The following is a 12,737-nucleotide window of genomic DNA, read 5'->3' on the forward strand; positions in this document are numbered from 1 at the left end:
TGCCGTGGTGAGTAGGACCAAGACCACGATTCATCCTTTCGACCTCGCCGCTCCGGGCCGGGTCGCCCCTGACTTCACACTTCCGGACACCCACGGCACGCCGGTGCAGTTGTCCGCTCTGCGCGGCGCCCCGGTGCTGCTGGTGTTCTTCCCGTTCGCCTTCTCCCGGTTGTGCCACCAGGAACTGACCGGCCTGAACGAGCAGCTGGACACCTTCGCCGCACTGGACGCCGCGGTGGTGGCCATCTCCTGCGATCCCCTACACAGCCTGCGGGCGTGGGGGGACCAGGAGGGCTTCGGACTCACCCTGCTCTCGGACTTCTGGCCGCACGGCCAGGTGGCCGAGGCCTACGGCGCGTTCGACGACGAGGCCGGTCACGCCGGGCGGGGGAGTGTGTTGATCGACGCCGGTGGTGCGATCGCCTGGAGCACGCTGAGCCCCCCGGGCCGCACCCGCTCCCTCACTGAGCACGTCGACGCCGTGCGCGCCCTGGCCGCGGCCCGGGTGGAGGAGCCGTGAGCGCGGCCGCCCCGCGCCGTCGTCGTCCGTTGACTCCCCGCCAGAGGCAGGTTGCCCCGGTCGGTGGGCGGTACCTGGACCACCCACCGCTGGCGATGGCCCACCGGGGCGGTGCCGGGTATGCGCCGAATGCCGGCAACGAGAACACGATCAAGGCTTTCGCCAACGCGGTGGAACTGGGCTACGACTACCTCGAGACCGACGTGCGCGCCAGCGCCGACGGCGAGGCGTTCTGCTTCCACGACGACGACCTGGTGCGAGTGGTCGGGCAGGAGCGCCTGTTCGGAGAGTTGTCCGGCGAGCAGATCCGCTCGCTGCGCACGCTCGGTGGGGAGTCGATCCCCTCCCTCGCGGAGGTGCTGGAGGCATTCCCGGACACCCGGTTCAACATCGACGTCAAGACCGATGACGTGCTCGAGCCGATGCTCGGCGTGCTCGATGAGTTCCAGGCCTACCACCGCGTCCTCATCGGCTCCTTCAGCAGCACCCGGCTGAACCTGGTGCGGCGCGAGCGCCCCCACCTGGCCACCTCAACCTCACCGAGGGAGTCGATGGGCATCGGTTACGGGGTCGGTCCGGCGGCCACCAGGGCTGCCCGCTCCGGCGCGCTCTGCCTGCAGGTACCGATCCGCTACCGGGGCAGGCGGGTGCTGACCCCCCGCACGGTGCGGGCGGCCAAGCGACAGAACCTGCAGGTACACGCCTGGACGATCGATGAGGCACCCACCATGCATTCGTTGCTGGACCTCGGGGTGGATGCGATCATCACCGACCGGCCCGAGGTGCTCAAGGATGTGCTGATCGAGCGGGGACAGTGGCGCGGGACGCACTCGTCCCGGAAGCAGGAACCGAGCGCAACGGATTGAGCCCGGCGGGTCCAATGCCACAGGTCCAATGCCGCGGGGCGACTCGTGGCGCTATCCCGCGATGCAGTAAAGCCGGCGACAACGGCCCGTGGAGGCGGTTACGTTGACGGTATGGGTTCGGCATATCTGAGATTCCCTCATGTCCATCACGACTCACTGACCTTCGTCGCTGCCGACGATGTCTGGCTGGGTGGTATCAGTGGTGGCCGGGCCTGGCGCCTGACCAATGACCGGGTGCCGGTGAGCCGGCCGCGGTTCTCCCCGGACGGGTCCCACATCGCCTTCGTCTCCCACCGGGACGGGCACCCGGAGGTCATGGTCATCGACCTGGCCGGGGGCAGCGCACGCCGGCTCACCTGGTGGGGCGGCAGCAACACCATGGTGCTCGGCTGGACCGGTGAGGACAGGGTGCTGGTGGCCTCCAACGCCGGTGAGGCGAACATGCGCCACCTGGTGGTCAAGGCGGTGGACCTGGACGGCGGGGTGGAGCGCCTGCGGTACGGTCCGGCCGGGGCAGTGGCGCTGCGCCCGGACGGTGCCGCGGTGATCAGCACCCCCGCCGGTCGTCCGGCCGCGCACTGGAAGCGCTATCGTGGCGGCACCGCCGCCCGGCTGTGGCTGGATACCGGCGATGGGCAGTGGCGCCGTCTGCTGCCCGATGAGACCGCGCCACTGACCGATCCGATGTGGCGGGGCGAGACGTTGCTGTTCGTCTCCGACATGGCCGCGACCTTCCCCGATGCCGCCCACGAGCAGGCGAACCTGTGGGCCTGGGATACTCCCGGGCAGGGGCGACCGCGCCAGATCACCCATCAGGGGACTGATGAGGGCTACGTGCGCGACGCCGCCACCGATGGCGCCTCCATTGTGTGGTCCAGCCGGGGCGATGTGTGGCTACTGGATGATCTGGATCGTGACCCGGTCAGGGTGAACCTGGCGCTGCCGGGCGCAGCGCCGGTGGCGTTCGATGCCGAGCCCACCAAGAACCTCGACGCCTTGGTGCCCGACCATGGCGGGGACGCCTCCCTGGTGGCCTGGCGGGGCAACGCCTTCTGGCTAAGCCACCGGGAGGGGCCGGCCCGGGCGATCGCCGCCGATGCGGGAGTGCGCGTGCGTGAACCGATACTGCTGGGCGGTAGCGGCAAGGCGGTGATGGCCAGCGACGCGACGGGGGAGGACTGCCTGGAGGTTCGCGACCTCACCGGCACCACCGACCCGCAACGTCTGGCCGCCGGGCAACTGGGCCGTGTCCTGCACCTGGCCAGTGATCCGGACGGGCAGCGCGTCGCCGTCATCTCCCACGACGGCGCGATCCGGCTGGTCACGCTCGCCGATGCCTCGGTGCGCGACGTGGGGCGATCGGAGCAGGGCGAGGCCACCTCGCCCACCTTCTCCCCGGACGGGCGCTACCTGATGTGGACCGTACCCACCGCCGATGAGGCCAGCCTGCACGCGCTGCGCCTGGTCGACCTGCACGGCGACGGGCAGGTGCACGCGCTGACCTCGGGCCGGTTCCACGATCACAGCCCGGTCTTCAGCGATGACGGCAAGTACGTGGTGTTCCTGTCCGACCGGACCTTCGACCCGGCCTATGACAACCACGAGTTCGCGCTGTCCTTCACCGGCTCCACCCGGCCGTGGTTGATTCCCCTGGCGGCCACCGAGCCGGCGCCGTTCGGCCCGAGCGCCGACGGCTGGCGCATCTCCAAGGCCGGTCAGGCCGGTGCGACTGGGCGGGACGGTTCCGGGGGAGCGGGCACGAAGGCCGACGACGGCGCAGCCGGCCCTCGTGAGCAGGTCACCGGGGCGTCGGTCCCGCCGCCCAGCCCGGACCTCGACGCCGCCGGGGCCGAGGAGCGGATCACCCCGTTCCCGGTGCCCTCGGGAACCTACAAGGACCTGCGCGCCGTCAAGGGCGGAGTGGTGTGGATCAGCGTGGCCGGGGAAGCTGGCGTGCTGGGTAGCCGCCGTGCCGGGGTGGCCGGTGAGCCGGCTGCCGACACCCTGCAACTGTGGACCTTCGAGACCCGCAAGGTCACCACCATCGTGGACAAGGTGGACTCCTACGCCGTCTCCGGTGACGGTGAGCGCCTGGTGGTGCGGCACAAGGACGAGGTCACCGTGGTGCCCGCGGACCGGAAGGTGGAGGAGGAGGATGATCAGGCCAAGGTCAGCGTCGATCTGAAGCGACTGCGGTGGCAGGTGGACCCGGCGGCCGAGTGGCAGCAGATGTTCGATGAGAACGCCCGGTTGATGCGCGATCACTTCTGGCGCGCGGACATGGACGGGGTGGACTGGGCCGGTGTGGTCGCGCGGTACCGGCCCCTGGTGGACCGGCTGCGCAGCCATGATGACCTGGTGGACCTGCTCTGGGAGACGGTGGGCGAACTCAACACCTCCCACGCCTACGTCATGCCCACCGAGCCGCCCGGAGCGCAGGAGCGCAAACTGGGACTGCTCGGCGCCGACCTGTCCCCGGCCGCGGATGGCTGGCGGATCGACCGGGTCCTGCCCGGAGAGTCCAGTGAGCCCGAGGCGCGCTCACCCCTGCGGGCAGCCGGGGTCGATGCCCGCGCAGGTGATGTGATCGTGGCGGTGGACGGTCGACCGGTGGACCGCCGGGCCGGGCCGGCGCACGGCCTGGTCGGGGCGGCGGACAAGCCGGTGGAGTTGATCCTGCGGCGCGACGGCTCGGACCGACGGGTCGTGGTGGTGCCCCTGGGCGATGAGGAGGTACTGCGCTACCAGGATTGGGTCCGGTCCAGGCGCGAATATGTGGCCGAACACACCGACGGGCGCCTCGGCTACCTACACGTGCCGGACATGATGAGTTACGGATGGGCGCAACTGCACCGTGACCTGCGGATTGCCAGCCGAGCCGAGGCCCTGATCGCCGATGTGCGGTACAACCGTGGCGGGCACACCAGCCAACTGGTGGTGGCCCGGCTGGCCGCCAAGGTGGTCTCCTGGGGTACTGGCCGTCACTATGCCAAGGCGAGCACCTACCCGGCGCACGCACCCCGGGGCCCGGTGGTGCTGGTGGCCAATGAGCACTCCGGATCGGATGGCGACATCGTCAACGCCGCGGCCCAGGCGATGGGTATCGGGCCGGTGGTCGGGATGCGCACCTGGGGCGGAGTGGTCGGCATCGATGGCCGCTTCGACCTGGTCGATGGCACCACCGTCACGCAGCCCCGGTATGCGACCTGGATGAAGGGCAAGGGCTGGGGCATGGAGAACCACGGTGTGGACCCCGATATCGAGGTCGAACACACTCCGGGCGACTTCTTCGGTGACACCGATCCGCAACTCGACCGGGCGATTGCCGAGGCCCTGGAACTGCTGGAGCGGGAGGGTTCCGAACATGAGCCGCCGCTACCGGAGCCGAAGGTGAACCGGCGCACCTGAGCCCGGTTCGACGCGGCCCCTCTAGCATTAATACAACCCCAGTTGTCAGAATAGGTGAGCGATACCAGCCGAGACCGAGGAGGCGATGACAGTGTCTGACCCCATCCCGGATGCCGATCAGGTTCTGGGCACGATGACCGATGCTGCCCATGAGCACCACAGCGAGTTGTGGGCCGAACTGACGATCCTGGAGGCCGAACTCATTCGCACGGTCTCGACCGGTGCGGACTTCACCGGTGCACGTGATGCCTTTGTTCGCTACCTGCGCGGAGAGGTGGCCGGCCACATGGAGGCGGAGCAGACCGTACTGCACGGGACTGCCCGCGGCGTCGGAGCCCATGCGTTGGTCGCCGCCCTGGATCTGGACCACAAGGCGATCCTGGCCCTGATCGAGCATATGGAGCGGGCGGGAACCGGACTGCAGGCTGCGCTCGCGGCCCGCAGCCTGGTGCTGCTGTTTGCACTGCGGATGGAGAAGGAGGAGTCCGTCCTGCTGCCGATGCTGCGCGAGGCAGGGGTGGACGTGGAAGCACTGCTGGCGGGCAAGGTCGAGATCACCGGTGCGGGCGAGTAGCGGTAACCTTGGTCTGCCAGGGCCCATAGCTCAGTTGGTTAGAGCACCGCGTTTACACCGCGGGCGTCGGGGGTTCGAGTCCCTCTGGGCCCACCCAAGTCCCGCTGCCCACCGCGGGACCGCCGTCGGGCGCACGACCGACGATGAGCGGATGAGCGACGATGAGCGGATGAGCCGCTGCCCGGGCGGTCGCCGGCGACCGCCCGGCGCAATCCTGTTCGTGGTCGCACTCGTGGTGGCGGCGCCCGCGGGCGTGTCATCGCCCACGTCCGCCGTTGCGCAGTCGATCTCTCCCGAAGTCGATGCCTACCTTCAGGACCAGGTGGACCGGAGCCCGCTGCCCGGTCTGGCGGTGGCGGTCACCCAGGGAGAGGACGTGGTGCACCTCGGCGGATACGGCACCGCCGGCGGGGGCCGGCCGATGACGGCGGACACGCCGATGCGCGTGGCGTCGCTCAGCAAGGCGTTCACGGCGGTAGCCGTGCTCCAGCAGGTAGAGCGGGGCGCGGTGGATCTGGACGAGCCGGTGCGTCGCTACCTGCCGGACTTCACTCTCGCCGATGACTCGGCTGCAGGAAGGATCACCGTCCGCCACCTGCTGCACCACACCAGCGGCCTGAGCGACCCGGGATTTCCGGGATTGTGGCGGCTCGATCAGTACAGTCCTGCCGAACGAGTCGCCGATATGTCCGATGCCAGGCTCAGCACGGGTCCGGGGGAGACCTTCTCCTACTTCAACCCCAACTACGACGTCCTCGCCCGGCTGGTCGAAGTGGCCAGCGGGGAGGATTTCGATTCCTATCTGGAGCGCGAGATCTTCACACCGCTGGGGATGGTCGACACGGTGAGCCTCACCCGGGCCGAGGACGCGGTATCGGCGACGCCGAGCCTCGCGCACGGTCACGTCGTCCTGTTCGGGGCGGCCGTGCCCCGTGCCGAACCGGACGGGTACGTGGCAGGGTCCGGCGGAATCGTCACGACCGCTGCTGACCTCGCCCGGTGGCTGCCGGTGCATGGCAATGCGGGCGCCGCCCATGGCCCACGCGTTCTGGCAGCCGACAGCCTCCAACTCGCGCACAGTCCCCCCTCGTACGTGGATTCCACCTATGCGATGGGCTGGGAGACCACCGCCTTCGGCGCGGAGCCGGCGCTGGAACACACCGGCGTCTTCATGACGTTCTATGCGGAGCAGGTGATGCTGCCCGAGACTGGACACGGCATTGTTCTGCTCGCCAACGCCAACCATGCCTTCGGTGACGTCACGCGTATCAAGGAGGGTCTCCTCGCCCTCCTGGTCGGCGAACCGCGACCAACCCACGTAGAGACCCACTGGCGGTTGATCGGACTCGTTGCGGTGGGGATGATCATCGGCCTGCTACTGCGAGTTCGCAGCATCCGTCGTCGGGACCGGTGGGCGCATCGTCGCGCCCGGGATCCGAGGTGGCTGCGCTGGCTCGGCATCCTCCGGTTGCTCATCCCGGCGCTGCTCCTGGCGGCGTTGCCCTTGCTGATCAGTGGCGCTAGCGGGCGTGTGTTTCCCCTGCGCCTACTGGTCCCGGCCATGCCCGAGCTCGTCGCCTGGCTCACCGTGGCCACCGGTACCGGAATCGCCCTGGCCGTCGCCCGGGTTGCCGCGCTCAATAGAGCCCAGCGTACGGACGAGGCCGGGGGCGAGGCGTCACCTGACGCGGGGCCACTGCGGTGACCCCCGCGTCGCACCGGATGCCGGGCTGGAGCTATTCGGGTTGACGGGCCAGGACACAGACGCTCTTGACGCCGAACCGGTCGCTCGCGCCACGTGCCTGGTCGGACAGGAACCGGTACGGGTTGGTCGTGACCATCTCGACCCGCAGGCCTGCGTCCTCAATGGCGGCGAGGTAGGCATCCTGCTGGGGGGCGCCACCGATACACGAAGCCCACAGTTCGACGTCGTCGACTATGGCATCGGTCAGCGTGGTTTCGGTGACGATGTCCGCCACGGCCAAGCGGCCCCCGGGTCGGAGTACGCGGGCGGCCTCGGCGAAGACCCGTGGCTTGTCCGGCGCAAGGTTGATCACGCCGTTGGAGATGACCGCATCGAAACTGCCGTCTCCGTACGGCACTTGCTCGATCCTTCCGGAGTGGAAGGTGACCTGGCCGAATCCCGCAGCCGCTCGCAGTCGCTCGGCCTTGTCCAGTTGCTCGGGTGTCATGTCGACGCCGACGACCTGTCCGCCTGGGCCGACCTGCACGGCAGCGAAGAAGGAGTCCATCCCCGACCCCGATCCCAGGTCGATGACCGATTCTCCTTCACCGAGATCGGCGAGGGAGAAGAAGTACCCAACGCCGGCGAACGACTCGACCGCCCCTGTGGGAACTTGATCGAGAGTCTCGGCCGGATACCCCAGCCGGTCCGCGAGTTGCCGACCTAGTTCGAAATGGAACTCGGAGTCGGGATCCTGGGCCACCGACCGGTACATCGCCTGTACCCGGGTGGTCAACTCATCGACGTCGATGCGCGCTTGGCGAATAGTGCTCATGTCCGCTCCTCAGATGACGTCGAGGGTGGTCTCGACCGGGACGGCGTTGGCGAGGCAGTCGCGCACCGGCGAGGTGTCCTGTACGTACTGGCACAGCCCTTGCAGTTGCTCCTCGCTGGCATTGGGGCTCGACACCCGGCCATGCGCACGGATCGCGGTGAATCCGGGCCGGGCGCCCTCGAGACCGAGGAAGGGCCGCACGTCCAGTTCGCCTTCCACCTCGTACTCCATCCGGGTGATGTGGATACCTTGGGCTGCCGCGTTCGCGACGTATCCGACGGCGTAACAGAAGGCGAGGGCCTGCAGAAGCAGTTCGACCGCGTTGGCCCCCTTGTTGGAGCCGAGCAGGACCGGTGGCTCGTCACCGTGCAGCACGAACGACGCCGAGCGGCTCTCGTCGGTCTCCCCTGCGTGGGTGAACGTGGAGATCTCTCCGATGTTGTGGGTGCCCTCCTCCCAGTTGCTCCGTGCCCGGAACGTGAACGTGGCCAATCCGGGGTCTTCCTTGATCGCATCGATCGTGGCGACGAGGCGCTCGACGTCGATGCCATTGTCGGTCGTGGTAGTCACGTGTGGCTCCCTCCGCGAGTGTGTGGGCACCCGACGCTACGAAGTCCACCGTGACCGCGCATCGGTGCCTCGCCCCTATTTCTCCGGGCGGCCCCACCCATATCTCGGGACCTGCTGTGCGCGGACTACTCAGGCGAAGGGCTCAACACCCCTAGGTCGATCGCGCGGCGTACGGCCGCGCGTCGGTTGTCGACGGCGAGTCCGGTCAGGATGGCAGCCACGTGGTGCTCGATGGTCCGTTGTGACACCGCCAGTCGGGCACCGATCTCGGCGTTGGTCAAATTCTGTGCCAGCAGCGCCAGCACCTCGGCCTGCCGCTCGGTCAGTCCTGCTGGATTGGCGCGCGTGGAACGAATCGGGCCACGCCGCACGGTCATGCCGTGGGCACGCATCTTGCGGCGCAGGTGCGCCTCCAGCGGTTTCGCACCCAACCTCTGCGTGATGCGCACCGCGGTAGCCAACTCGGCTTCGTCATCGCACATGGAGAGCAGCAAGGCCTGGTCATAGCGCCAGCCGCGCGCCTCGAATGCCTGGGCGGCCTCGGGCCACGCTCGCCGGATCATGGCGGCGTGTGGCCGGGGCGCGACCCCGCGAAACACAATAGGCACCCCCACGATCGTGGCCCAGGCGGCGAGGCGAGCGCCGAGGAAACCTCCTTCTGCACCTTCCTTGGCGATCGTTGCCAGGACCTGTTCGGTCCTGCCCACCGGGGGATGGCGACTGTGGGTGAGGGCCCACTCGATCTCGAGTTCGAGGACCGGACCCGACAACTTGGGTTCGCCTGCTTCGTTTACGAGGGCGATCAGGTCGCTCAGGCGTGCGGCTGCGTCATCGTCGCCGCGACGGACGGCTACCTCGGCGAGTACGGTCTGGGCCTGCAGGCCTGCGATCGTACTGCTGGCCCGTCGCCCGATCACACGCTCGGCCAGTGCCCGGGCTTCATCGAAGTAGCCCGATCGTGCCTTCAGCCAGGCGAGCAGGGTCTCGAAGTGGTCCTTGAAGACGTCGCGCTGACGCTCCTCCACCAGGGCTAGGCCCTGGGTGATACTCCGCAGCGCCGCCTCAGGTTGTACCCAGCACAGATTGAAGAAGGCGAGCGCAACCAGGCCGTTCATGACCGTGTCGTGCGCTCCGGCCCGGCGCGCACCGTCGATCACACCGTGCAGGGTGCCCGCCTCGGCTGGGTTGAGTTGCATACCCATCGCCGCCATCGCGACCAGCGCGCGCCATCTGGCGTCCTCGTTGCCCAGTTCCTCGGCCAGTCGCACGGCGCGGTGGCCGCTCCGTTGCGTCTGCTCGGAGTTCCCGGAGCGCGTGGCCAGGTCGCACAGTTGACTGTGCGCGGAGGCCAGTTCGGTGGTGGCGCCGAGCGGCTCGAGCACCGCGATTGCGCCCTGGGCTTGTTCCCAGGCCGCACGGCTGTCACCCGCCAACCAGTTGAAGCGGGCCCGGGCGGTCTTGCACCGCCCGACCCCACGCACGTCGCCGTGTTCGCGGTGCAACGCGATCGCACGGTCCGAGGCGTTGAATGCTTCGCTCAGGTCTCCGACGTGACATGCCTCCTCGGCGTACGCCTCGTACAGGCCGGCCCGGTCACCGATGGGGAACTCGTGGGCGAACTCAGCGGCGCGGCGGTAGTACTCGAACGCCTCGCGATGTGATTCCAGTGCGGTCGCCTCGCGCGCCGCGGCCAGGGCATGCGAGGCAGCCGCGTGGGTGCTCCCGGCTGCCTCTGCATGGTGAACGATGTCGGCTGCGGCGCCTCCGGTGGCCAGCAGCGCTTCCAGGACCTGCGCGTGCAGGTGACGTCGGCGGGTGGCGGTCAGGCTCGAGTGGACCGCGCGACGGATGAGTTCGTGCCGGAAACGCACGTGCGTCGGCTCGAGGGTCAACAGCCGAAGACGTTCGGGCGCCTCCGCTGCTGCCGTCCACTCCGGCAGGGCGGCGTCGAGGGCGGCGATAGGAAGACGTGTCGGCGCAACCGAGACCAGTTCAACCAGATGGCGTGAAGACGGATCGAGCCGGGCACAGCGCCCCAGGATCGCACTCGTGACCGACTGCGGCAGATCACCGGGAAGGTCAGCGACCAACTCTGTGACGAAGAAGGGGTTTCCGCCGGTCACGTCATAGACCCAGTCGGCGTTCTCCTCGCCGCTGAGCCTGGCCACGGCGGCACGTGACAACGGGGGCAGTTCCACACGCACCGCGGCGACACGGTGCAGCACGCCCAACGCCGACTGCACCGGGTGGTCGGGGGCTGCCTCTCCGGATCGCAATGTCAGCACGAGCACAGCGGGCAGGTCGGCGATGCGGCGCCCGAGGACGGTGATGGCATCGATGGTGGCGTCGTCCGCCCAGTGGATGTCCTCGATCACGATCACCGTCGGTCGCTCGGCGGCGGCCAGCTCCTCCAGAACCCGGGTGTGCAGTCGATACGGAGGGTCGCCGGCGTCGAGCATGGACTGTAAACCCCACGGCGCCTGCGCGGCGATATCCCAGAACGGCCCGAATGGTCGGGATGTGGACAGATCATCACAAGTGCCCCAGTAGACCTCGGCATCGGTCGTGGGCGCGAAACTCGACACGAGCATCGTCTTGCCCATGCCGAGTTCACCGGCCACGATGGCCACCGATCCACGACCGTCGGCGGCGACGTCGACGGTCCTGCGCAGTGCGCGTAGGGCGGCGTCGCGTTCAAGCATGGCACCCATGGCCACCACCTGCACCTCGCCTTCGCCTGCAGGGTCCGACCGAATCCTGGTCCGCCTTCCCGGTTCCGATGCTAGCGGGAACCTCCCGGACCAGGGGTCTCATCAGCAAATTCGTGGCTGCCCCCTTCGGGAGCCGGTGGGCTCGGCCGGGTCAGGACCCGTTCAGACCCGTGGGCCGGTCGACCAACACCGACAGGATCACCATCGTGCGGGTGCGGATCACCATCTCGTGGCGGCGCAGGTTCTCCACCACCCGCTCCAGGTGCCGGACGCCGTCGACCTGGACGCGCAGCACCGCGTCGGGATCACCGGAGACGGTCACGGCGCTGAGCACCTCTGGCAGGTGCTGCACAGCGGCCAGCACGTCCCGGGGAGCGGTGCGCTCGGCGCAGTAGACCTCCACGATCGCCTCGATACCCTGACCGCTGATCGTGGAATCCACCACCGCCGCATATCCGCGGATCACCCCGCGCGCCTCGAGCCGGTCCACCCGACGTTTGACCGTAGGCGTGGACAGCCCCAACTCCCGGCCCAGGTCGGTGAAGGTGCGGCGACCGTCCAGGCGCAGCGATGTAAGGATCTGTCGATCCACCTCATCGATGGGTACACGTGTTCCCACTTTCGATACTTTACGCAAGATCTGGTGGTGCTTCACATCACATCGGGGTACAACGGCGACATGTTCGAAGAAGCACAGCTCTACGCCCCCGTGACCACCGATGAGAACGGTGTCCAGGTGCACCTGGCCGATAACCACCCCGGCGTGAACGATCCGGAGTACCGCCGTCGTCGTAATGAGATCGCTGCCCCGGTGATGACCTGGCAGCCCGGGATGCCGATCCCACAGGTGGACTACACCGATGAGGAGAACCAGATCTGGGCCCGGGTCTGCGCGGAGCTGGCACCCAAGCATGAACGCCTCGCAGTGCGGGCCTTCCTGGAGGGAAAGGAAGCGCTGGGGCTACCCACCGACCGGGTGCCGCAGTTGGACGAGGTCTCAGCCGGCCTGGAGCGGCTCACCGGCTTCCGGCTGCATCCGGCCGCCGGGCTGGTGCCCCTGGACGTCTTCTACGGGTCCCTGGCGGATCGGGTGTTTCACTCCACCCAGTACCTCCGGCACTCCTCCCAACCGTTGTACACACCCGAACCGGACATCATCCACGAGGTCGTCGGCCACGGGAACCTGCTCGCCTCCCCGCAGGTTGCCGAGGTCAAGCGCCTGGCCGGAGAGGCGGCCCGGCGGTGTGAGACCGAGAATGGGCTGCAGTACGTTGCCGACGTGTTCTGGTTCACCATCGAGTTCGGGGTCATGTACGAAGACGGCGAACTGCGCTGCTACGGAGCCGGCCTGTTGTCCTCCTACGGGGAGATCGAGGAATTCCGCGGCGCGGATGTGCGCCCGCTCGACTTCCATCTGATGGCCACGCTGGACTACGACATCAGCAAGTACCAACCAATCCTGTTCGCCTGCGACGGCATGAACGAACTCACCGAGCGGGTCGGGCAGTTCTTCGCCGAGTTCGACGACGACACCCCCGCTCGCCTGGCCGCCGCCGCGGCCTGAGGTGC

General features: G+C 68.4%; 10 protein-coding genes and 1 tRNA gene. 7 read left to right on the forward strand and 4 right to left on the reverse strand.

Annotation, left to right across the window (positions count from 1 at the left end):
* Positions 1–7 precede the first annotated feature (7 nt).
* The 6 genes from ACPL7H_RS05180 to ACPL7H_RS05205 all read left to right on the forward strand — a co-directional run bounded on the left by ACPL7H_RS05180 (position 8) and on the right by ACPL7H_RS05205 (position 7,073).
* Entirely contained in the window at positions 8–520 is a 513-nt protein-coding gene (locus ACPL7H_RS05180; RefSeq protein WP_424796010.1) for a redoxin domain-containing protein, read from the forward strand.
* Positions 517–1,386 carry a glycerophosphodiester phosphodiesterase family protein gene (locus ACPL7H_RS05185; protein WP_424796011.1) on the forward strand — a complete coding sequence of 290 codons (870 nt, stop codon included), beginning with the start codon at positions 517–519 and terminating at the stop codon, positions 1,384–1,386. The genes ACPL7H_RS05180 and ACPL7H_RS05185 overlap by 4 nt, the downstream gene beginning before the upstream one ends.
* A 111-nt stretch (positions 1,387–1,497) precedes the next feature.
* On the forward strand, positions 1,498–4,794 hold the full coding sequence (locus ACPL7H_RS05190) for a S41 family peptidase (protein ID WP_424796012.1): 3,297 nt from the start codon (positions 1,498–1,500) through the stop codon (positions 4,792–4,794).
* Positions 4,795–4,879: 85 nt separating this feature from the next.
* Entirely contained in the window at positions 4,880–5,368 is a 489-nt protein-coding gene (locus tag ACPL7H_RS05195; RefSeq protein WP_424796013.1) for a hemerythrin domain-containing protein, read from the forward strand.
* A 19-nt stretch (positions 5,369–5,387) separates the two neighbouring features.
* Positions 5,388–5,461, forward strand: a tRNA-Val gene (locus tag ACPL7H_RS05200).
* Positions 5,462–5,519: 58 nt separating this feature from the next.
* Positions 5,520–7,073 carry a serine hydrolase domain-containing protein gene (locus ACPL7H_RS05205; RefSeq protein ID WP_424796014.1) on the forward strand — a complete coding sequence of 518 codons (1,554 nt, stop codon included), beginning with the start codon at positions 5,520–5,522 and terminating at the stop codon, positions 7,071–7,073.
* A 31-nt stretch (positions 7,074–7,104) separates the two neighbouring features.
* Here the strand turns inward: ACPL7H_RS05205 and ACPL7H_RS05210 are convergent, their stop codons facing one another.
* The 4 genes from ACPL7H_RS05210 to ACPL7H_RS05225 all read right to left on the reverse strand — a co-directional run bounded on the left by ACPL7H_RS05210 (position 7,105) and on the right by ACPL7H_RS05225 (position 11,787).
* Positions 7,105–7,887, reverse strand: a complete 783-nt coding sequence (locus ACPL7H_RS05210) for a methyltransferase domain-containing protein (protein ID WP_424796015.1) — start codon at positions 7,885–7,887, stop codon at positions 7,105–7,107.
* Positions 7,888–7,896: 9 nt separating this feature from the next.
* Positions 7,897–8,457, reverse strand: coding sequence for an OsmC family protein (locus ACPL7H_RS05215; RefSeq protein WP_424796016.1), 561 nt, complete (start codon positions 8,455–8,457; stop codon positions 7,897–7,899).
* A gap of 125 nt (positions 8,458–8,582) precedes the next feature.
* Positions 8,583–11,168 (reverse strand): ATP-binding protein, encoded by a 2,586-nt coding sequence (locus ACPL7H_RS05220; protein ID WP_424796017.1) that lies wholly within the window; start codon positions 11,166–11,168, stop codon positions 8,583–8,585.
* Positions 11,169–11,319: 151 nt separating this feature from the next.
* On the reverse strand, positions 11,320–11,787 hold the full coding sequence (locus tag ACPL7H_RS05225) for an Lrp/AsnC family transcriptional regulator (RefSeq protein WP_424786127.1): 468 nt from the start codon (positions 11,785–11,787) through the stop codon (positions 11,320–11,322).
* Between the two features lie 27 nt (positions 11,788–11,814).
* Between ACPL7H_RS05225 and ACPL7H_RS05230 the strand changes: the two genes are divergently transcribed.
* Positions 11,815–12,732, forward strand: a complete 918-nt coding sequence (locus ACPL7H_RS05230) for a phenylalanine 4-monooxygenase (RefSeq protein ID WP_424796018.1) — start codon at positions 11,815–11,817, stop codon at positions 12,730–12,732.
* Positions 12,733–12,737: the final 5 nt, after the last annotated feature.

This window comes from Pseudactinotalea sp. Z1732 (assembly GCF_049724975.1).
Classification (GTDB): domain Bacteria; phylum Actinomycetota; class Actinomycetes; order Actinomycetales; family Beutenbergiaceae; genus CALKWS01.